Source organism: Micromonospora sp. M61, assembly GCF_018070245.1.
Lineage (GTDB): Bacteria > Actinomycetota > Actinomycetes > Mycobacteriales > Micromonosporaceae > Micromonospora > Micromonospora zamorensis.
Genome location: NZ_JAGPYA010000083.1, coordinates 1 through 23,262, shown reverse-complemented (window position 1 = coordinate 23,262; position 23,262 = coordinate 1). Strand labels below are relative to the sequence as shown.

The 23,262-nt window shown below is 72.8% G+C and carries 8 protein-coding genes; 6 read left to right on the top strand and 2 right to left on the bottom strand.

Annotated features, from left to right (window positions below):
* The first annotated feature begins 162 nt into the window (after positions 1-162).
* Positions 163-1,938 carry a 2-isopropylmalate synthase gene (locus KBX34_RS30410; protein ID WP_307871530.1) on the top strand — a complete coding sequence of 592 codons (1,776 nt, stop codon included), beginning with the start codon at positions 163-165 and terminating at the stop codon, positions 1,936-1,938.
* Positions 1,939-1,983: 45 nt separating this feature from the next.
* Positions 1,984-4,758 carry a LuxR family transcriptional regulator gene (locus tag KBX34_RS30405; RefSeq protein WP_210928414.1) on the top strand — a complete coding sequence of 925 codons (2,775 nt, stop codon included), beginning with the start codon at positions 1,984-1,986 and terminating at the stop codon, positions 4,756-4,758.
* A 155-nt stretch (positions 4,759-4,913) separates the two neighbouring features.
* Here KBX34_RS30405 and KBX34_RS30400 read toward each other — a convergent pair whose 3' ends face one another.
* Positions 4,914-5,771, bottom strand: a complete 858-nt coding sequence (locus tag KBX34_RS30400) for a metallophosphoesterase (RefSeq protein WP_307871529.1) — start codon at positions 5,769-5,771, stop codon at positions 4,914-4,916.
* A 214-nt stretch (positions 5,772-5,985) separates the two neighbouring features.
* Between KBX34_RS30400 and KBX34_RS30395 the strand changes: the two genes are divergently transcribed.
* Positions 5,986-6,954 carry an ATP-binding cassette domain-containing protein gene (locus KBX34_RS30395; RefSeq protein WP_210792742.1) on the top strand — a complete coding sequence of 323 codons (969 nt, stop codon included), beginning with the start codon at positions 5,986-5,988 and terminating at the stop codon, positions 6,952-6,954.
* 13 nt (positions 6,955-6,967) lie between these two features.
* A complete protein-coding gene (locus KBX34_RS30390; protein WP_099852477.1) occupies positions 6,968-7,720 on the top strand; it encodes an ABC transporter permease in 753 nt (250 codons plus the stop codon).
* Between the two features lie 77 nt (positions 7,721-7,797).
* On the opposite strand, the gene KBX34_RS30385 is transcribed toward KBX34_RS30390, so the two are convergent.
* On the bottom strand, positions 7,798-8,172 hold the full coding sequence (locus KBX34_RS30385; RefSeq protein ID WP_088947709.1) for a DUF5988 family protein: 375 nt from the start codon (positions 8,170-8,172) through the stop codon (positions 7,798-7,800).
* Positions 8,173-8,477: 305 nt separating this feature from the next.
* Between KBX34_RS30385 and KBX34_RS30380 the strand changes: the two genes are divergently transcribed.
* Complete coding sequence (locus tag KBX34_RS30380) at positions 8,478-18,533, top strand: type I polyketide synthase (RefSeq protein ID WP_210928411.1); 10,056 nt, start codon at positions 8,478-8,480, stop codon at positions 18,531-18,533.
* A 30-nt stretch (positions 18,534-18,563) separates the two neighbouring features.
* On the top strand, positions 18,564-23,262 hold a 4,699-nt coding region (locus KBX34_RS30375), incomplete at its 3' end, for a type I polyketide synthase (RefSeq protein WP_374223734.1).

Below are 23,262 nucleotides of genomic sequence, written 5' to 3'. Positions count from 1 at the left end.
AGATCGCGGTCACCTTCCGCGTCCAGGACGAGTCCGACACCTGCCAGGTCCAGGTGCTCCTCACTCCCTACTCGTACTCGATGTACTTCGGCACCCGGGGATGAGTCAGGTGGCGCCCGGGCCGCGAGTCCCGGCTCCTCACAGCGAGGAAAGGAACCCATCGTGAACCCGAGTCGACGATCTGCCGGCCGCTACCTGCCCGCCGCTCCGGTGAGCCTGCCGGATCGAAGGTGGCCGAGCCGTACGGTCACCACCGCGCCCCGGTGGCTCTCGACCGACCTGCGCGACGGCAACCAGTCGCTGGCCAACCCGATGAGCCCGGCCAGGAAACTGGCCATGTTCCGGTTGCTCGTGGAGATGGGCTACAAGGAGATCGAGGTCGGTTTCCCGGTGGCGAGCCAGGACGATCACGACTTCGTCCGGCTGCTGATCGAGGACGACCTGATTCCGGACGACGTCTGCATCACGGTGCTGACGCAGGCCCGCGACGAGCTGATCCGCCGCACCGTGGAGAGCCTGGCCGGCGCTCCCCGCGCACGCATCCACATCTACAACGCCACCTCGCCGCTGTTTCGCCGGGTCGTCTTCGGCATGACCCGGGCCGAGTGCCTGGACCTCGCGGTCCAGGGGACACGGCTGATGATGAAGTACGCGGAACGCACCCTCGCCGGCACCGACCTGCGCTACCAGTACTCGCCCGAGCTGTTCAACGACACCGAGCTGGAGTTTTCCCTCGAGGTCTGCGAAGCGGTCATGGACGTGTGGCAGCCGGAGCCGGACCGACCGATCATCCTGAACTTCCCGACCACTGTCGAGCGGACCATGCCGAACATCTTCGCCGACCAGATCGAGTGGCTGGACCGCAACCTGTCCCACCGCGAGCACGTGTGCCTCTCGGTGCACCCGCACAACGACCGCGGCACCGGGGTCGCCTCCGCGGAGCTGGCGACCCTCGCCGGCGCGCAGCGGATCGAGGGCTGCCTGTTCGGCAACGGCGAGCGGGCCGGCAACGTCTGCCTGGTCACGCTCGGGCTCAACCTCTACACCCAGGGCGTCGACCCGGGCATCGATTTCTCCGACATCAACCGGATCCGGCGCACCGTCGAGTACTGCAACGAGTTGCCGGTGCACCCGCGCCACCCGTACGGCGGGGACCTGGCCTACACCGCGTTCTCCGGCTCCCACCAGGACGCCATCAAGAAGGGCTTCGACGAGCGAGCCCGGGCCGCGATGGCGATCGGCGCGTCCGTCGACGACCTGCCCTGGGAGGTGCCGTACCTGCCGCTGGACCCGGAGGACGTCGGCCGCACCTACGAGACCGTGGTGCGGATCAACAGCCAGTCCGGCAAGGGCGGCGTCGCCTACGTGCTGGCCAGCCGGCACGGTCTGCGCCTGCCGCGCGACCTTCAGCTGGAATTCGCCGGCGTGGTCCAGGCGCAGGCCGACGCCGCCGGGGTGGAGATCCCACCGGCCCGCATCGGGGAGCTGTTCCTGAAGGAGTACGTCGTGCAGCGCCCGCTGTCGGTGCCGTTGCGCTTCCGCGACATGGTCGCCACCGAGCTGCACGTCGGCGGCGGCGGGTTCACCGTCGGCGCCGCCCGGGCCGACGCGGTCGAGCAGATCCGCACCACGATGCTGTCCTGGGGGATCGACGTGCGCGCCGTGCACCGCACCGGGGTTGGCGCCGTGTGCGAGCGCGACGACGTGGTCGTCTACGCCGAGTGTCGCCTCGGCACCCGTACCGTCTGGGGGGTCGGCATCGACGCCGAGCCGGACACCGCGGCCTTCGCCGCCGTCCGCGCCGCGCTCAGCCGCGCCCTCCGCTCCGGCAACGCCCTGGAAACCGTCGGGGATCTCGACGCCCCGGCGATGCACCCCGCGCCGCCCCGGCTGCGCCCGGTCCTGGCCGGCACCGTCGGCCTCAACCTGGCCGGCTGAACACCAATCGAGGCCGTTCACCACACCAGACCTGGGGAGATCCACATGGGACTCGTTGAAAGAGACAAGGCGGTGGCCGGCCTCGAGGGTCTGCTCACCGAGGCGGTCGCGGGCCGTGGCCGGGTGGCGATGATCACCGGCACCGTCGGCACCGGCAAGAGCGAACTACTGCACACCCTGGCCGACCGGGCGGTCGACTTCGGTGCACTCGCGGTCACCGCGAGCGGCGCCCACGCCGAGCGCAACCTGCCCCTGGCGCTGCTCAGCCAGCTCTTCCACGACGCGCCCCTGCAGGACCGTGAGCGTGAGCGGGCGATGAGCCTGCTGCACGAGGGAACGGTAGCGGCCCTGGCCGCCGACAACCGCGACGACAACGAGCACATCGACGTGCAGATCGTGCACGGGCTCTGCACCATCCTGCTGGAACTGGCCGAGCGCTACCCGCTGGCCCTGCTCGTCGACGACGTGCACCAGGCCGACCGCGCCTCGGTGGTCTGCCTGGCGTACCTGGCCCGCCGCGCCCGGTTCGCGCCGGTCCTGGTCGCCTTCACCCAGACCGAGTTCGGACGCAGCGCGGAACCGTCCTGGCAGGCGGAACTGCTGCGCCCGGGGCACGGCAGCCGGGTCAAGCTGACCCCGCTCACCGGCCTCGGCGTCCAGCAGTTCGCCGCCGAGACGGTCGGAGCGGAGGTCGCCGAACGGCTCGCCGGCCAGTGGTACCAGCTCACCGGCGGTAACGCTCTGCTGGTCAGCGGCCTGCTGGAGGACTACCAGACCGCCACCGAGGAGACCGGCGCCGCGCCGGACGAGGTGGTGGTGGGGGAGCGGTACGCCCAGGCCGTCGTGTCCTGCCTGCGCCGCGGCGATCCGCAGCTGCTGGAGGTCGCCCGCGGCGTCGCCGTGCTCGCCGACACCGAAGCGCTCGACCGGCTCCTGCGCACCGACGCCGGCGTGGTCGCGCAGGCCATGCGGGCTCTGACCACGGCCGGCATCTTCACCCTCGGTGGGTTCCGGCACCCGGTGGCCGCGGCCGCCGTGCTCGCCGGATTCGACCAGGACGAGCGGGCGGAGCTGCACCGGCGCGCGGCGGTGCTCGCCTACGACGGCGGCGCGTCCGCGCGGGTCGTGGCCGAGCACCTGCTGTGCGCCAAGGAGGCCAGCGAGGCGTGGGGAGTGGCGGCGCTGGAGGACGCAGCCCGGCAGGCCCTGCGCGAGGGTCAGGTGGAGTCGGCCGTCAGCTACCTCAAGCTGGCCTGGCGGGCCTGCACCGACGAACGGCAGAAGATCAAGATCATGACCACTCTGGTACGCGCGGAGTGGCGGGTCAACCCCAGCTCCTCCAGCAGCTACCTGCCCGAGCTCGCCGGGGCCCTGGACAAGGGCTTCCTCCAGGGCAGCGACGCGGTGATCCTGGCCAAGGCGCTGCTGTGGCACGGGCAGCTCGCCGAGGCGGAGGTGATCCTGGAGCACCTCGCGGCCACCGGAGTGGACCTCGACCCGGCCGCCGCCGGTGAGCTGGCCATGACCCGGCCCTGGCTGCGCTGCTCGTACGCACCGCTGGCCCAGCACTTCCGGCCGGCCCCGGTGACCGTCTCCACGGTCTCGGCAAGCCGTCGCCTGGAAGCCGCCAACGCGCTGTCCACGGTGCTCAGCGCCACCCCGTCGGAGAGCGTGGCCGGGGTCGTCGAGCGCATCCTGCGCAGCTCCCGGCTCGACGAGATGAGCCTGGACACGGTGGAGAGCGCCCTGCTCACCCTCACCTACGGCGGACACGCCGAGCAGGCCGCGCCGTGGTGTGACCTGTTCATCGAGGAGGCGCACACCCGGCGCGCACCCAGCCGGCAGGCCCGGCTCTCCGCGATCCGGGCCGAGGTGGCTCTGCGCCTCGGTGACCTGCCCGGCGCGGCCCGGCACGCCCGTCTGGCCCTGGAGATCATGCCGCCGAGCAGCTGGGGGGTGGCCGTCGGTGTGCCGCTGGCCAGCCTGGTGACGGCCTGCACCGCGATGGGTCGCTTCGAAGAGGTCGCCGAGTGGTTGGACCAGCCGGTTCCGGAGACGATGTTCCAGACCCGGTACGGGCTGCACTACCTGCACGCGCGTGGTCGCTACAGCATGGCCACCGGCCACCTGCCGCTGGCGCTGCGCGACTTCCAGAAGTGCGGTGAGCTGATGACCACCTGGGAGCTGGACGCTCCGGGTCTGGTGGCGTGGCGCACCGACGCCGCCGAGGCGCTGCTGCGGATGGGACGCCCGGACCAGGCCCGCCGGCTCATCGAGGATCAGCTGGGTCGCTGCGGCAAGGACATGCCGCGCGTGCACGGCTCGGCGCTGCGCCTGCTCGCCGCGACCAGCCAGCTGCGGCACCGGCCGATGCTGCTGCGGCAGGCGGCCGACCTGTTGCAGTCCGGCGCCGACCGGTACGAGCACTCCCGGGTGCTCGTCGACCTGACCGAGGCGTACCACGCTCTGGGTGAGTCGCGGCGGGCGGGAATGATCGGCCGGCGGGCCCGGGCCCTGGCGGAGGAGTGCGACGCACAGCCACTGCTCCGTCGGCTCTCGCGGGACATCGGCTGGGACGACAAGGAGACCGCCGCGGCACAGCCGAGCGTCACCGGCAGCGCCGCGATGCTCAGCGACGCCGAACGCCGGGTCGCGGCCCTGGCCGCGATCGGCTACACCAACCGGGAGATCTCCGACAAGCTCTACATCACGGTGAGCACCGTGGAGCAGCACCTGACGCGCATCTACCGCAAGCTCGGCGTGGTGGGGCGTACCGACCTGCCGGCCCACCTCGAACTCGACCTGTCCGCGACCGTCTGACCCCGCACACCAGGCCCCGCACCGCGTCGACGCGTGGCGGGGCCGCGGTGTGCGTGGGCCATCTCAGCGGGGGTGCGCACGGCCAACGGGCCGGCGCGAACCGGGCGGGGCGGGCTTGGGGAAGCGACCATGCGACGGGGGTGCGCCCGCTTCGGTCAGGACGGCTCGCCGGCGGGAAGAATGACACGCAGCGGGTCACCGTGCCGGCCGTACAGGTCCTGCTCGCGGGGGTAGCCGAGCGAGACCTCCTCGAAGCGGACCCCGTCCTCCAGGGTGGTCCTCGGGATGTGCAGGTGGCCGTAGACCACCACGGCCGCCCGGTGCTCCAGGTGCCACCTCGCGGTGCCGGTGGTGCCGCACCACTGGGCGAACTGCGGATACCGCAGCACCCAGGTCGGCTCCCGGGTCAGCGGGAAGTGGTTGACCAGCACGGTCGGCAGCGCCGGATCGCACGCGGCGAGGCGCCGCTCGGACTCCCGCAGCCGGGCCCGACACCAGTCGTCGGCGCCCTGGTAGGGGTCCGCGTGCAGCAGGAACTCGTCGGTGCAGACGATCCCGGCCGACTCGGCCCAGTGGCGCGCCTGCTCCTTCGTGGTGCCCGGCGGGCGGAACGTGTAGTCGTAGAGCACGAACAGCGGCACCACGACGACCGGGCCGCCGGCCCCGCGCCACACCGGGAAGTCGTCCTCGGGCGTGACGACGCCCAGGTCACGACACATCCGGACGAGTTCGCGGTAGCGCTCTTCGCCGCGCAGCTGGACCGGGTCGTCGGCGGGCGTCCACAGCTCGTGGTTGCCCGGCACCCAGATCACCGTGGCGAAGCGCTCGGCGAGGACTGTCAGCGCCCACCGGACGTCGGCCATCTTCTCGCCGACGTCGCCGGCGACGATCAACCAGTCCTCGGCGTGCCCCGGGCGCAGCCCGAGCACCGTCTCCCGGTTGCGGGCATAGCCGACGTGCAGATCGCTGATCGCCAACAACCTGCCGTGCGGGACCGTGCCGGGAACACTCACGACGATGATCGTAGGCGCGGACCGGTGCCGACCGGAACGGTCGCGGACCGGATCACGGGCCATCTGAGCTGGCCTACGGGAGCTAGGGGGCCCGCTAAGGGTTGTCCGTGCACAGGCCTCTCCCGATGCTGGTTGCGATAGGCGAATGCCGGTGCCAGCGCCGTTTTCGAGGATTTCCGCCGACGGTGGGATCCCTGTCGAGAGGAGACCACCGATGATCAAGGCGCGCGGTCTGACCAAGACGTTCCAGATCAACAAGTTCACCGTCGAAGCCGTACGCGGCATCGACCTCGACGTCTCCTCCGGCGAGATGGTCGGCTTCCTCGGCCCCAACGGAGCCGGCAAGTCCACCACGCTGCGGATGCTGACCACGTTGCTGCGGCCCACCTCCGGTGAGGCCAACATCGGCGGCTGCGACCTGCTCAGCGACCCCGCCGGGGTCCGTAAGCTGATCGGCTACGTCGGCCAGAACTCCTCGGCCGGCGTCGAGTACAAGGTCCGCGAGGAGCTGGTCACCCACGCCCGACTCCAGGGCCTGTCCGCGTCGGTCGCCCGCACCCGGGTCGCCGAGATGCTGGACCAGTACGACCTGACCGGCCTCGAGGACCGCATGATCGGTGCCCTGTCCGGCGGCCAGAAGCGACGCATCGACATCGTGATGGGCGTGCTGCACCGGCCGCCGGTGGTCTTCTTCGACGAGCCGTCCACCGGACTGGACCCGCAGAGCCGCAGCAACCTGTGGGACCACATCCGCAACCTGCGCCGCGACTACGAGACGACGGTCTTCCTCACCACCCACTACCTGGACGAGGCCGACAGCCTCTGCGACCGGATCCTCGTCATCGACGGCGGCCGGATCGTCGCCGAGGGCACCGCCGACGAGCTCAAGGCCCAGGTCAACGGCGATCTGGTGACCCTGGAAACCTCCGCGTCCCCGGAAACCGCCGCCGCCGCCGAGCGACTCGACGGCGCGACGGAGGTGACCGTCGACGGCGCGACCGTCCGGTTCCGCATCGCCCGCGGCGACCGCGTGCTGCCCGGCCTGCTGCGCGAACTCGACCGCATCAACGTCGACGTGTTCTCGGTGCGAACCAGCCGGCCGACACTCGACGACGTGTTCCTGACCGTCACCGGACGCAGCCTTCGCGACAGCGAGACCGCCCCGGCGTTCCCGGGCCTGTGAAGTGAGGATCCCCATGTCGTTCCTGCGAGACACCTGGTTGACGTTCGACCGGGCGGTCCGTCCCGCCCTCCGCAGCCCCGGCACGCTGATCGTCGGTGTCGCGGTGCCCCTGGTCTACCTGGTCCTGTTCGGGCCGTTGCTGAGCGACACCACCGACGAGAGCGGCCTCAGCTCATGGCAGTGGTTCGTCCCCGGCATGCTCATCCAGCTCGCCCTGTTCATCACCGCCAACGCCGGCTTCTCCCTGATCCCGGACACCCGCTCCGGAGTGCTGGAGCGGATGCAGGTCACCCCGCTCAGCCGGGTCGCCCTGCTCACCGGCCGGGTCCTCAAGGACGTGGTGCTCCTGCTCGTCCAGGCCATCCTGATGATCGGGCTGGCGTTCATCCTCGGCTTCCGGGCCGGCGTACTGCCGATCCTGGCCGGGCTGGTCCTGCTCGCCATCACCGCGGTCGCGGTCGGCTTCACCTCCTACGGCCTGGCGCTCAAACTCAAGCACGAGTTCGCGCTGGCCCCGGTGGTCAGCGGCATCGTCGTGCCGCTGATGCTGCTGTCCGGTGTGCTGCTGCCCATGGACCGCGCCCCGGACTGGCTGTACTACCTGTCCCGAGCCAACCCGCTCAGCTACGTCGTCGAGGCCGAGCGTGAGCTGATCAGCGGCAACTACGACCAGCAGATCGTGCTGATCGGCGCGCTGGTCGCGATCGGCCTGCTGGTCCTCAGCACCACCTGGTCCCTGCGGCTGCTGCGCCGCCAGCTCGCCTGAACCGCGCCACCCCCAACGCCGCCGGCCTCGGCGCCATGCCCCCGTAGGGGCCGTGGCACCGAGGCCGGCGGCGCTGGTCAGAAAGCCATCGAGGTACGCATCGACCAGACGAACACGTTGGCCAGCTCCGCGTCACGCTCGAAGTGCTCGTACCCGTCCAGGTGGCAGATCTTCAGCTTCTCGTTCGCCGCCAATGTCTTGCTGACGACGAGGCTGCGCGGGATGACGCTGGGCCCACCGACGAGGTTGACCTGCACCACGGAGGTGAGCTGCTCGGCGGTCACCACCGTCCGGGAGTGGAATGCCGCCTTCTCGAAGTCCAGCGGCGGGTTGGTCGCCGGGTTGGCGGCGTCGTGGCTGAAGTAGTGCTGACCCAGGAACCTGCTCAGCTCGGCCGGCGGGCCGAAAGTGTCAGTAGAAGCATCGATCGGCGTCAACAGCGTCGTGGTCATTGTTCTGCCCTCCCGAAGAGTCACCCGGTCCTTCCGGCGGAGCCCGGATCGGCGCTTCCTCGCTGCCGTCCCGTTCTGCTCCGTGCTTTGTGTATTGAGAATGACTCCCGGGGCACCCCCGTAGATATCCCCTACCTACCCCTACCGGCTGACCGGTATCGGGGTGCCGTCGGGGCGCGCGAGGGTCCGTCGCGACCCCGCAGGGGTTGTTGGCCCACCAGGGCTTCCATAGCGTCCTGATTGCGGATCGCCGTATTCCGGCCCAGCTCATTCCGGGTCGCTCTGCCTTGAAGAGGTGGCATCGTATGGCAAGCGAAGAAACGCTCCGGGACTATCTGAAATGGGTGACGACCGACCTGCACAAGGCGCGTCAACGCATTCGGGAGTTGGAGTCGGCCGGCTCCGAGCCGATCGCCCTGATCGGCATGGCCTGCCGCTATCCCGGCGGGGTGCACAGCCCCGAGGACCTCTGGCAGCTGGTCGCCGAGGGACGCGACGGCATCGGCGCATTCCCCACCGATCGCGGCTGGGACCTCGACGGTCTCTACCACCCCGACCCCGACAACCCGGGCACCTGCTACACCCGCGACGGCGGCTTCCTGGCCGACCTGGCCGCCTTCGACGCCGAGTTCTTCGGCGTCAGCCCGCGCGAGGCGATGGCGATGGACCCGCAGCAGCGGCTGCTGCTGGAGACCGCGTGGGAGGCCACCGAACGGGCCGGCATCGACCCGCACCACCTGCGCGGCACCCGGACCGGCATCTTCGCCGGCACCCCGAGCACCCAGGACTACGTCTCGCTGCTCCAGCAGAACCCGCCCGAGGGCAGCGAGGGCTACTTCCTCACCGGCACCGCGCCCAGCGTGATCTCCGGCCGCGTCGCGTACCTGCTCGGCCTGGAGGGCCCGGCCGTCACACTGGACACCGCCTGCTCGTCGTCGCTGGTCGCCCTGCACCTCGCCGGTCAGGCGCTGCGCCTGGGCGAGTGCGACCTGGCCCTGGCCGGCGGCGCCACCATCCTCGCCTCGCCGACCGCGTTCATCGGCTTCAGCCGCCAGCGCGGTCTCGCCCCGGACGGACGGTGCAAGTCGTTCGCCGGCGCCGCGGACGGCACCGGATGGTCCGAGGGCGTGGGCCTGCTCATGCTGGAGCGGCTCAGCGACGCGCAACGCAACGGCCACCCGATCCTCGCCGTGCTGCGCGGCTCCGCCGTCAATCAGGACGGCGCGTCCAACGGGCTCACCGCCCCCAACGGCCCCGCCCAGCAGCGCGTCGTGTTGCAGGCTCTCGCCAACGCCGGGCTGACCACCGCCGACGTGGACGCCGTCGAGGCGCACGGCACCGGCACCGTGCTCGGTGACCCGATCGAGGCCCAGGCGCTGATCGCCACGTACGGCCAGGACCGGCCCGACGACCGTCCGCTGTGGCTCGGCTCCCTCAAGTCCAACCTGGGGCATTCCCAGGGCGCCGCGGGCGTCGGCGGTGTCATCAAAATGGTCGAGGCGCTGCGGCACGAGACGCTGCCCCGGACCCTGCACGTCGACGAGCCGACCCCGCACGTCGACTGGACCGCCGGCAACGTACGCCTGCTCACCGAGGAACGTCCCTGGCCGACCGGCGAGCGGCCGCGCCGCGCCGGGGTGTCGTCGTTCGGGATGTCCGGCACCAATGCCCACGTCATCCTGGAGGAGGCACCGGCCGCCGAGCCGGCCTCGGTGGTGGAGCCGGCCGAGCCGGTCGCACCGAGCGCCGGGGAGCTTCCCTGGCTGATCTCCGCCGCCACCGCCGACGCCCTGCGGGACCAGGCGTCGCGGCTGGCCGCCCACCTCGACGGCCCCGGCGCCGGCACCGAACCGGCGGACGTCGCGCACACGCTGCGTACCGCCCGCTCGGTTCTCGCCCACCGCGCGGTCGTCCTCGGCCCGCGGCACCGGGCCGGCCTCGCCGCCCTCGCCACACCCGGCGGCACCACCGACACCGACGTCGTCACCGGCACCGCCGTCGGTGACGCCGAGGTGGTCTTCGTCTTCCCCGGCCAGGGCTCCCAGTGGAGCGGCATGGCCGCCGACCTGCTCGACACCGCGCCGGTCTTCGCCGACCGGATCGCCGCCTGCGCCGACGCGCTCAGCCCGCACGTCGAGTGGAACCTGCTCGACGTGCTCCGCTCCGACGACCCCGGCCTGCTCGACCGGGTCGACGTGGTGCAGCCGGCCCTCTGGGCCGTGATGGTGTCGCTGGCCGAACTCTGGCGCAGCCACGGCGTCACCCCCTCGGCGGTGATCGGCCATTCCCAGGGTGAGATAGCCGCCGCGGTCGTGGCCGGCGCGCTGTCCCTCCAGGACGGCGCGAAGGTCGTCGCGCTGCGCAGCCGGGCCCTGCTCCAGCTCGCCGGCACCGGCGGCATGGTCTCGGTCAGCGCCCCGCTCGGCACCGTCGAGGACCTGCTGGCCGACGGCGTCACGATCGCCGCCGTCAACGGGCCGTCCGCCGTCGTGGTCGCCGGCCCGGCCGAGGCCGTGGACGCCTTCCTGACCCGGTGCGAGACGGCGGGCGTCCGGGCCCGACGGGTCGCTGTCGACTACGCCTCGCACTGCGACGCCGTGGAACCGGTCGCGGCCGAACTGACCACCGCGCTCGCCGGCATCACCGCCGGCCCGGCGTCGGTGCCGTTCCTGTCCACCGTCACCGGCGCCCTCGCCGACGGCGGCGCCCTCGACGCCGGCTACTGGTATGCCAACCTGCGCAACCCGGTCCGCCTCGACCAGGCCGTCACCGCAGCCGCCAACGCCGGCAACCGTCTCTTCCTGGAGATCAGCCCGCACCCGGTGCTGACCGCCGGGATCAGCGACACGGTCACCACCCCGGTCCTGCACACGCTGCGCCGGGGCGAAGGCGACCAGCGGCGGATCGTCCGCGCGCTCGCCGAGGCGCACGTCGCCGGCGCCCCCGTCGACTGGTCCACCGTGCTGCCCGAGGCCCGGCGCACCGACCTGCCCACGTACGCCTTCCAACGGCGCCGGTTCTGGCCGGACCCGGCCCCCGAGCTGGTCGCCGCCGACCCGGTCGACGCCGAGTTCTGGGCGGCCGTCGACAACGGGGACCTGACCGGTCTCGGCATGGGCCACCTCAACGACGCCGTCGCGCACCTGGGCGACTGGCGTCGGGGACGCCGCGAGCACCGGGCGCTGGACACCTGGCGCTACCGGGTGACCTGGCGACCGCGCACCGACCTGCCGCAGCCGCGACTCGACGGCGGCTGGCTGCTGCTCGTGCCGGCGGGCACCGACCAGGACCTGGTCTCGACGATCACCGACCGGATGACCCGGGCCGGCGCGACTGTCACCGTCACCCCCGAGGCGGAACTCGCCCGGGCGCTCGACGGCGCCACCCCGGTCGGCATCCTGTCCCTGCTCGCCCTCGACGAACACCCAACCGACCAGCACCGGGCCCTCACCCGGGGCACCGCCGCCACCACCGACCTGCTCGCCGCCCTGCGCGAGACCCACCCGCAGACCCCGGTCTGGGCGGCCACCCGTGGCGCGGTCTCGACCGGCCCGGCCGACCCGGTACGCCGGGTCCCGCAATCGTTCGTCTGGGGCCTCGGCCGGGTCGCCGCCCTGGAACAGTCCGCCTCCTGGGGCGGTCTCGTCGACCTGCCGGAAACCCTCGACGAGCGGGCCGCCGACCGGCTCTGCGCGGTCCTGACCGGCATCACCGCCGGCGACGGCGTCGAGGACCAGGTCGCCGTGCGCTCGTCCGGTGTCCTCGCCCGCCGGCTGACCCGCGCCGCCACCGGCACCGCGCCCACCTGGCAGCCGACCGGCACCGTCCTCATCACCGGTGGCACCGGCGGCATCGGCACCGAACTCGCACGGTGGCTCGCCCACAACGGTGCCGACCACCTCATCCTCACCAGCCGGCGGGGTCCGGCCGCGCCCGGGGCCGCCGAGCTGACCGAGGAACTCACCGCATCCGGTGTGCGGGTCACCGTCGCCGCGTGCGACGTCGCCGACCTCGACGCGATCACCGCACTGGTCCGCGACAGCGCCGACGCCGGCGACCCGATCCGTGCCGTCATCCACACCGCCGGTGTCGCCCAGCACACGCCGATCGCCGACGTCACCCTCGCCGAGTTCGCCCACGTGCTCGACGCCAAGGTCACCGGCGCCGCGAACCTCGACCGGCTCTTCGGCGAGCCCGACGACCTGGACGCGTTCGTGCTGTTCTCCTCCGTCGCCGGCACCTGGGGCAGCGGCGGGCAGATCGCGTACGCCGCCGGCAACGCCTACCTGGACGCGCTCGCCGAAGCTCGCCGGGCCCGCGGCTGCGCCGCTACCGCCGTGTCCTGGGGTGCCTGGGGCGGCGGCGGTATGGCCACCAAACAGGAGACCGCCGACCATCTGCTGCGCCGCGGCCTGCCGCCGATGCCGCCCGAGCAGACCACTGTCGCGCTGGCGCAGGCGGTCGGGCTCGGCGAGGCCACCGTCACTGTCGCCGACGTGCGCTGGGACCGGTTCGCCCCGTCCTTCACCGTCGGACGGCCCAGCGCCCTGCTCGCCGACCTGGACGACGCCCGCACCGCGCTGTCCGCCGCGGCACCCGACGACGACAGCCAGGCCGCCGGGCTGCGCGAGCGACTCACCGGGATGACACCCGGAGAACGCGACACGTTCCTGGTCGACCTGGTGCGCGGCGAGGCCGCCGCGGTGCTCGGGCACGCCGACGCCTCCGCCGTCACCCCGGACCGGGCACTGCGCGACCTCGGCTTCGACTCCCTGTCGGCCGTCGAGTTCCGCAACCGGCTCTGCACCGCGACCGGCCTGCGGCTGCCCACCACGCTCGCCTTCGACCACCCCAACGTCCAGGCCATCGCCAGGCTGCTGCGCGACGAGGTGGCCGGCACCGTCCCGGCCCCGTCGGCGAACCCCACCACGGCTCCCGCCACGACCGACGAGCCGGTCGCCATCGTGGCGATGAGCTGCCGCCTGCCCGGCGGCGTCCGCAACCCGGACGACCTGTGGCAACTGGTGCTCGACGGCCGCGACGCGATCGGGGACTTCCCGGCCGACCGCGGCTGGGACGTGGAAGCCCTCTACCACCCCGACCCGGACCACCCGGGCACCAGCTACACCCGCTCCGGCGGATTCCTGCACGAGGCCGCCGACTTCGACGCCGACTTCTTCGGCATCTCCCCCCGCGAGGCGCTCGCCACCGACCCCCAGCAGCGGCTCCTCCTGGAGACCGCCTGGGAGGGCTTCGAACGGGCCGGAATCGACCCGCACTCGTTGCGCGGCAGCCGGACCGGCGTGTTCGTCGGCGCGTCGAGCCAGGGCTACGGCGCCGGCGTCCGCAACGCCCCCGAGGGCACCGAGGGCTATCTGCTCACCGGCACCGCCACCGCTGTCATCTCCGGCCGCATCTCGTACGCGCTCGGCCTCGAAGGCCCGGCGCTCACCGTCGACACCGCCTGCTCGTCGTCGCTGGTCGCCCTGCACCTGGCCGCCCAGTCGCTGCGGCGCGGCGAATGTGACCTGGCCCTGGCCGGCGGCGTCGCGGTGATCGGCAACCCGATGGTCTTCGTCGAGTTCAGCCGGCAACGCGGCCTGGCCGCCGACGGCCGGTGCAAGGCATTCGGCGCGGACGCGGACGGCACCGGCTGGGCCGAGGGCGTCAGCGTCCTGGTCGTCGAACGGCTCCGCGACGCCGAGGCCAACGGCCACCAGGTCCTCGCCGTCATCCGGGGCAGCGCGGTCAACCAGGACGGCGCCTCCAACGGCCTCTCCGCCCCGAGCGGGCCCGCCCAGCAGCGGGTCATCCACGCCGCGCTCGCCGATGCCGGACTCACGGCCGCCGACGTCGACGTGGTCGAGGCGCACGGCACCGGCACCGTCCTCGGTGACCCGATCGAGGCGCAGGCCGTCATCAACGCCTACGGTTCCGGCCGCCACGAGGCCGACCCGCTGTGGCTGGGCTCGCTGAAATCCAACATCGGCCACACCCAGGCCGCCTCCGGCGTCAGCGGAGTCATCAAGACCGTCCTCGCGCTGCGGGCCGGGGTGCTGCCCCGCACCCTGCACGCCGACGAGCCGTCACCGCACGTCGACTGGTCCGCCGGCACCGTCCAACTGCTCACCGAGCGCCGCGACTGGCCGGACACCGGTCGTCCCCGGCGCGGCGCCGTCTCGTCGTTCGGCGTGAGCGGCACCAACGCCCACGTCATCCTGGAACACCCGGCGGCCCCGGCACCGGTGGCGCCGACCGGCGGCGGGTCGCTTCCCGCCGTACCGGTCACGCTCTCCGCCGCGACCGCCCCCGCCCTGCGGGCGCAGGCGGCGGCGCTGCTCGACCACCTCACCGACGAGCCCGCCGCGCACCTCACCGACCTCGGCTGGTCACTGGCCACGACCCGCGCGGCCCTCGACCACCGCGCGACCATCGTCGCGACCGACCTCGACGAGGTACGCCTGAGCCTCACCGCCCTGCGCGACGACACCACGGCTCCCGCGCTCAGCACCGACGTCACCGTCGACGGGCGTACCGCGGTGCTCTTCACCGGGCAGGGCAGCCAGCGGGCCGGGATGGGCCGGGAGCTGTACGACTCGTACCCGGTCTACGCCGACGCGTTCGACGCGGTCTGCGCCCACCTGGACGCCCACCTCGACCGGTCGATCCGCGACCTCGTCCTCGACCCGGCACACGTCGACCTGCTGGATCGCACCGAGTACACCCAGCCGGCGCTGTTCGCCGTCGAGGTCGCCCTGTTCCGGCTCTTCGCCCACTGGGGCATCACCCCCGACTACCTGGCCGGGCACTCGATCGGCGAGCTGAGCGCCGCCCACGTGGCCGGCGTCCTCGACCTGGCCGACGCGGCCGCCCTGGTCGCAGCCCGCGGCCGACTCATGCAGGCGCTGCCCGACGGCGGTGCGATGGCCGCCCTCCAGGCCGGCGAGGCGGAGGTGCTCGCCGCACTCGACGGGGTGGACGGCCGGATCACCGTCGCCGCCGTCAACGGACCGACCTCCACTGTGGTCTCCGGCGACGAAGCCTCGGTAGAACAGCTCGTGACGCACTGGCGCGACACCGGGCGACGGGCCAAGCGCCTCCAGGTCAGCCACGCCTTCCACTCGCCGCACCTGGACCCGATGCTCGGCGAGTTCCGGCGGGCCGCGACCGCGGTGACCTACCACCCGCCGCAGATCCCCATCGTCTCCACCCTGACCGGCGAACTCGCCACCACTGCCGAGCTCACCTCGCCCGACTACTGGGTGCGGCACGCCCGGGAGACGGTCCGCTTCGCGGACGCGGTCCTCGCACTCCACCAGCGCCAGGTCCGTACGCTGCTCGAACTCGGCCCGGACCCGGTGTTGGCCGCGATGGCCGAGGAAACCCTCGCCGAGCAGCCCGGCCGGGCGGCGGTCGCCGTCGCCGCGCTTCGCACCGGACACCCGGAGCCGGTCACCGTCCTGACCGCACTCGCCCGGCTGCAGACCCGCGGCGCCGACCCGGACTGGACAGCGGTCTACGCCGGCTCCGACGCACGCCGCATCCCGCTACCCACGTACGCCTTCCAGCACCAGCCCTACTGGTTGCGTCCGGACCCGGCCGATTCCGCCGACAGCGGCACCGGCCACCCGCTGCTGCACACCGTCACGACGCTCGCCGACACCGGTGAGGTGCTGTTCACCGGTCGACTGGCCACCGCCCTGCAACCCTGGCTCACCGACCACACAGTGCTCGGCACCGCGATCCTGCCCGGCACCGCCTTCGTCGAGATGGCCGCGCACGCCGCCGACCACGCCGGCTGCGGCCAGGTCGAGGAACTCACCCTGGAAGCGCCGCTGGTCATCCCGGACGACTCCGGAACCCGGCTACAGGTCCGCGTCGGCCCGGCCGACGCCGACGGCCGACGCACCCTCAGCGTGCACTCCCGCCCGGACCGGGACGACAACGGTCCGTGGACCCGGCACGCCGCCGGCACCGCCTCCTCGGTGCCGGTCGCAGAACCCGACGCGGACGAGACCTGGCCGCCCACCGACGCCACCCCGATCGCTGTCGACTTCCTCTACGACTTCCTGCCCCAGCTCGGATACGGATACGGCCCGGCCTTCCAGGGCCTGCGGGCGGCCTGGCAACGCGGCGAGGAGATCTACGCCGAGGTCGCCCTGGCCGAGCCGACCGCCACCGAAGCCACCCGCTACGGCGTGCACCCGGCGCTGCTCGACGCCGCCACCCACGCCATGGGCCTCGGCATGGCGGCCGAGGCGCAGCAGGGCCTGAGCCCCACCCAGAGCCGGATGCCGTTCTCCTGGACCGGCATCGGCCTGCACGCCACCGGCGCCGCCGTGGCCCGGGTGCGGATCGTCCCCAACGGCGACGACGGGGTCCGCATCGACCTCGCCGACCAGACCGGGCAGCCGGTCGCCACGATCGGCAAGCTGGTGCTGCGGCCGGTCTCGGTCAACCAGCTGCGGCAGCCGACCGACGAGGCCCCGCTGTTCACAGTGGACTGGACACCCGTCGAACCGCAGGCCGCCCCCACCGGCGGCCGGTACGCCGTCATCGGCGCACCCGAGGGGTTCGTGGCCGACGCCGCGGCCGCCGTCGGATCCCTCGTCGACGACTACCCGGACCTGGACGCGCTGGCCGCCTCGGGCGCCATACCGGACCTGGTCTTCGTCCCGGCGCAGGCCGGCGGGGCCGCACCCGGCCCGGCGGTCGACGCCTGGCTGGCGCTCGCCCAACGCTGGCTCGCCGACCCCGCCTTCGCCGGGGCACGAATGATCCTGCTCAGCCGCGGCGCGGTCGAACCGGACCCCGCCGTCGACGCCCCCAACCTGGCGTACGCCGCCGCCTGGGGCCTGATCCGCTCCGCGCAGTCGGAGGACCCGGACCGGATCGTGCTCGCCGACGTCGACGACTCGCCGCTCTCCGCGGCCAGCCTGCCCGGTGTCCTCGCCGGCGGCGAACCGCAACTGGCGGTCCGCGACGGCCGCGCGTACGCGCCGCGGCTCACCCGGGCCACCGCCGCGCCCGCCGACCTGGGCATCGACCCGGACGGCACGGTCCTGGTCACCGGCGGCACCGGCGCCCTCGGCGGCCTGCTGGCCCGGCACCTGGTCACCACCCACGGGGTACGGCACCTGCTGCTGACCAGCCGACGTGGACCGGACGCGCCCGGTGTCGCCGCACTGACCGGGCAGCTGGCCGGGCTCGGCGCGACCGTCGCCGTGGCGGCCTGCGACACCGCCGACGCCGAACAGCTCGCCCACACCCTCGACACCGTCGCGGCCGAGCACCCGCTCACCGCCGTCGTGCACGCCGCCGGCATCGTCGACGACGGTGTCCTCGCCTCCCTGACCCCGCAGCGGGTCGCCGCGGTCCTGGCCGCCAAGGCCGACGCCGCCCGCAACCTGCACCAGCTCACCCAGGACCGGGGCCTGACCGCGTTCGTCCTGTTCTCCTCCTCGGCCGGCAGCTTCGGCGGCCCGGGACAGGGCAACTACGCCGCGGCCAACGCCTACCTGGACGCACTCGCCCGGCACCGCCGCCACCACGGCCTCGCCGCGATCTCCCTCGCCTGGGGGCCGTGGGCGGTCGGCGGTGGAATGGCCGGGCAGCTCAGCGACGCTGACATCAGCCGGATGACCAGCTTCGGCATCACCCCCTTCACCGCCGAGACCGGCCTCGCCGCGTTCGACGCGGCGGTGGGCGCCGGCACTCCCGTCGTCCTGCCGATCGGGTTGCAGCCGGACGTCGCGGCCGGCAACGGCCCGGTGCCGCCGCTGCTGCGCAACCTGGTCCGTCGACCCGCCCGCCGGGTCGCGGAGAACTCCGCCGACGCCGCCGAGCCCGGTGCGGCGCTCAAACGGCGGCTCGTCGGCGCGGCACCCGCCGACCGGCCGCGGATCCTGCTCGAGATGGTGCAGACCCAGGTCGCCGCGGTCCTCGGTCACGCCTCCGCCGACGCCATCCAGCCCGACCGCGGGCTGGTCGAGTGCGGCCTCGACTCCCTCGCCGCCGTCGACCTGCGCAACCGGCTCGCCGCCGCCGCAGGTCTACGACTGCCCGCCACGATCGTCTTCGACCAGCCGACACCCGCGGCGCTGGCCCGCTATCTGCAGGACGAACTGCTCGACGAACGCGCCGCCTCCGCCCTGTCGGTGCTCGGCGAACTGGACCGCCTCGAAGCGGGCCTGGCCGCCGTCAGCGCCGACGACCCGGACCGGTCCAAGGTCGCCGCCCGCCTGCACAGCCTGCTCGACGCCTGGGCCGGCGCCAACCCTGCACACGACAGCGGCGCCCTGCACGGCGCCACCGCCGAGGAGCTGTTCGACCTCCTCGACGACGAACTCGGCATTGCCTGACCGCATGAAACACCGACGGGGAGTGACGTTCTGATGGCCGACGAAGCCAAGCTCCTGGACTACCTCAAGCGCGCCACCAGCGACCTGCGCGACACCCGTCAGCGGTTGCGCGAGATGGAGGAGCGCGATCGCGAGCCGATCGCGATCATCGGCATGGCCTGCCGCTACCCCGGCGGTGTGGAGACGCCCGAGGACCTGTGGCGCCTGGTCGCCGACGAGCGGGACGGCATCACCGAGTTCCCCGTCGACCGCGGCTGGGACCTGGAGTCGCTCTACCACCCGGACCCCGACCACCCCGGGACGTCGTACACCCACGAGGGTGGCTTCCTGCACGAGGCGGGCCAGTTCGACCCGGCCTTTTTCGGCATCTCACCGCGCGAGGCCATCGCCATGGACCCGCAGCAGCGCCTGCTGCTGGAGACGTCCTGGGAGACCTTCGAGCGGGCCGGCATCGACCCGACCGGGTTGCGCGGCAGCCGTACCGGGGTGTTCGCCGGCGTCATGTACCACGACTACGCGGTCAACCTGAGCAGCATCCCGGACGACGTCGCCGGCTACCTCGGCACCGGCAACTCCGGCAGTGTCGCCTCCGGGCGGGTCGCGTACACCCTGGGGCTGGAGGGGCCGGCGGTCACCGTCGACACGGCCTGCTCGTCGTCGCTGGTCGCCCTGCACCTGGCGGTCCAGTCGCTGCGTCAGGGGGAATGCTCCCTCGCCCTGGCCGGCGGCGTCGCCGTGATGGCCACCCCGGTCGTGTTCGTCGACTTCAGCAAGCAGCGCGGCCTCTCCACCAATGGCCGGTGCAAGTCGTTCGCCGCCGCCGCCGACGGCACCGGCTGGGCCGAGGGCGCCGGCATGCTCCTCCTGGAACGGCTCTCCGACGCGGTCCGCAACGGCCACCGCGTCCTCGGCGTCGTCCGGGGCACCGCAGTCAACCAGGACGGCGCCAGCAGCGCCCTGACCGCCCCGAACGGCCCAGCCCAGCAGCGCGTCATCCGCAGCGCCCTGGCCAACGCCCGGGTCCCCGCCGAACACGTCGACCTCGTCGAGGCACACGGCACCGGCACCACCCTGGGCGACCCGATCGAGGCGCAGGCCCTGATCGCCACCTACGGCCAGGACCGCTCCGCCGACGAGCCGCTGTGGCTGGGGTCGATCAAGTCGAACATCGGGCACACCCAGGCCGCCGCCGGTGTCGCCGGCATCATCAAGATGCTGATGGCGATGCGGCACCGGACCATGCCGCGAACGCTGCACGTGGACGAGCCGACGCCACAGGTGGACTGGTCGGCGGGCGCTGTCGAACTGCTCACCACGGCCCGGCCGTGGCCCGGCACCGAGGACCGGCCGCGCCGGGCGGGTGTGTCGTCGTTCGGGGTCTCCGGCACCAACGCGCACGTCATCATCGAGGAACCGCCGGCCGCTGACGTCCCGCAGCGGGACGCGGCCGTCCTGCTGGCACGGGTGCCGTGGGTGCTGTCGGCCCGGTCGCCGGAGGGTTTGCAGGGTCAGGCGTCGCGGTTGGCGTCGGTGGCGGGTGTGGATCCGGTGGATGTCGGGTTCTCGTTGGTGTCGTCGCGGTCGTTGCACACGCATCGGGCGGTGGTGTTCGGGTCGGAGGAGCTGGCGGCGGTTGCCGCTGGTGAGTTGGGTCCGGTCGTCGGGTCGGTGGTGCGTGGCAAGACGGCGTTCGTGTTCTCCGGTCAGGGGTCGCAGCGGCCGGGTATGGGTCTGGGGTTGGCGTCGTCGTTCCCGGTGTTCGCGGAGGCGTTCGACGCGGCGTGCGCGGAGCTGGACGTCCACCTCGACCGGCCGATCCGCGAGGTGATCTCAGACGACGCGGAGGCCCTGGACCAGACGGTCCACACGCAGGCGGCGTTGTTCGCGGTCGAGGTCGCCCTGTTCCGGCTGGTCGAGTCGTTCGGTGTGACTCCGGACTTCCTGGTGGGGCATTCGATCGGTGAGATCGCCGCCGCGCACGTTTCCGGGGTGCTGTCTCTCGCCGACGCCGCGAAGCTGGTCGCCGCCCGAGGCCGCCTCATGCAGGCACTGCCGACCGGTGGCGTGATGGTGGCCGTACGGGCCACCGAGGCCGAGGTGCTGCCGCTGCTGACCGACGGGGTGTCCATCGCGGCGGTGAACGGCCCGCGTTCGGTGGTGCTGTCCGGGGTGGCCGACGAGGTCGCGGCTGTTGCCGCCCAGTTCGAGAAGTCGAAGCGGCTGCGGGTCAGCCACGCGTTCCACTCGGTGCTGATGGAGCCCATGCTGGCCGAGTTCGCACAGGTCGCGGAGACATTGACCTACGAGTCGCCGCGGATCCCGGTGGTGTCGAACCTGACTGGGCAGATCGCGGAGACGCAGGACGCCGACTACTGGGTGCGGCACGTACGGGAAGCGGTCCGGTTCGCCGACGGCATCGCCACCCTGGAAGGCCTCGGCGTCAGCACGTTTGTGGAGATCGGCCCCGACGGGGTCCTGTCCGCCATGGGCGCGGACTGCGTTTCCGACGCGGTGTTCGTACCCGTGCAACGCTCTGACCGCGACCAACCGACCGCCCTGCTCACCGCCCTCGCCCACGTCTTCGTGCGCGGCGTCGCGGTGGACTGGACGCCGTGCCTGACCGGCGGACGCCTCATCGACCTGCCCACCTACGCCTTCCAGCGGCAGCAGTACTGGCTCACCTCGCCGCCCGCCGAGCGGACGGAAACGGCCGGCGATCCGGCCGACGGGCACTTCTGGTCGGCCATCGAGCGCCAGGACACCGCCTTCCTCGCGGAAACCCTTGGCCTCGGCTCCGACGAGGACCGCGAGACCCTGGAAGCGCTGCTGCCGGCGTTCTCCGCCTGGCGGCGGCGACGGCACACCCACGCGGTGCTCGACACGCTGCGCTACCGGATCGGCTGGGAGCCGCTGACCGGCTCGCCCCGCACGCCGACCACCGGTCGCTGGCTCGTGCTGAACAGCGCCGACGTCGACGTCGACGCGACGCTGCTGACCGCCCTCGGCGACACCACAGTGCTCACCGTGACGCCGGAGCGCGGCGCTCTCGCCGAGCGACTGCGGGCCGTCGGGCCCACCGACGGCATCCTGTCCCTGCTCGCCCTGGACCCCGCGCTCGACCCGGCGGCGACCCTCCTGACCGTCGCGCAGGCCTACGCCGACGCGGGTCTGGAAGCACCACTCTGGGCCGCCACCCGGGGCGCCGTCTCCACCGGCCGCGCCGACCACCTCGACGCGCCCCGCCAGGCCCTGGCCTGGGGTCTCGGCCGTGTCCTCGGCCTGGAACGCCCCCATCTCTGGGGCGGCCTCATCGACCTGCCGGAGAAGCTGGACCAGCGCGCCGCCGAACGGGTCGTCGCCGCGCTGCACGGCAGCGGCGAGGACGAGATCGCGGTACGCGGCTCCGGCACCTACGTACGTCGCCTGCTGCGTGACCCGCACACCGCCGCCGCGCCCCGCGACGCGTGGCTGCCGCGCGGCACCGTCCTGATCACCGGCGGAACCGGCGGCCTCGGTGCCCGGGTGGCTAGCTGGGTCGCGGTCCGCGGCGCCGAACACGTGGTCCTGGTCAGCCGCCGGGGCATCCACGCCCCCGACGCCGATCTGGTGGCCGCCGAGGTCCGCCGTCACGGCGCGCGGGTGACCGTCACCGCCTGCGACGTCGCCGACCCCGCAGAGGTGAACCGGCTGGTCGAACGACTGCGGGCGGACGGCGAGCGGATCGGCACCGTGGTGCACGCCGCCGGCGTCGACCACCACACCGACCTTGCCACCGCCACCGACGCCGACCTCGACGCGGTTCTGGCCGCCAAGGTCGCCGGTGCGATCAACCTGGACGCCGCGCTCGGCGACGAACCCAGCACCTTCGTCCTGTTCTCCTCGATCTCCGGCGTCTGGGGCAGCGGCGGACAGGCCGCGTACTCGGCGGGCAACGCCTTCCTCGACGCGTTCGCCCAGTGGCGCCGCGCCCGTGGTGCCGCAGCCACCTCGGTCGCCTGGGGCGTCTGGGCCGGCGGTGGCATGGCCGACGACCCGGACATCACCGAGCAGCTACGCCGGCGTGGCCTGCTCACCCTCGACCCGGAGCTGGCTCTCTCCGGCCTCCAGTCGGTCCTCGACCACGACGAGACCTGCGTGACCATCGCCGACGTCGACTGGGACCGCTTCCTCCCGATGTACGCGTCGGCCCGCGTCCGCCCCCTGGTCAGCGCGCTGCCCGACCACCTTCGCCTCCAGGCCACCGCGGAGCCGGCTGCGCCGGCCGCCGGCCGGTACGCCGCGATGAGCGCCGAGGAGCGGTCCCGCGAGCTGCTCGACCTGGTGGTCACCAGCGCCGCCGCCGTCCTCGGGCACACCGGCGCCGGCCTGATCGACGCCGACCAACCGTTCAAGGAACTCGGTTTCGACTCGTTGACTGCGGTGGAGTTGCGTAATCGGTTGAATCTTTCGACGGGTTTGTTGTTGCCGTCGAGTGTTGTTTTTGATTATCCGTCGGCGGGTGTGTTGGCGGGGTTTTTGGGGTCGTTGTTGGGCGGGGATGAGGGTGTTGTTGCGGAGGTAGTCGCGGGTTCGGTGGTGGATGAGCCGGTGGCGATTGTGGGGATGGCGTGTCGTTTTCCGGGTGGTGTGGGTTCGCCGGATGAGTTGTGGGATTTTGTGGTTTCTGGTGGTGATGGGGTGGTGGAGTTTCCGTCGGATCGGGGTTGGGATCTGTCGGGGTTGGTCGGTG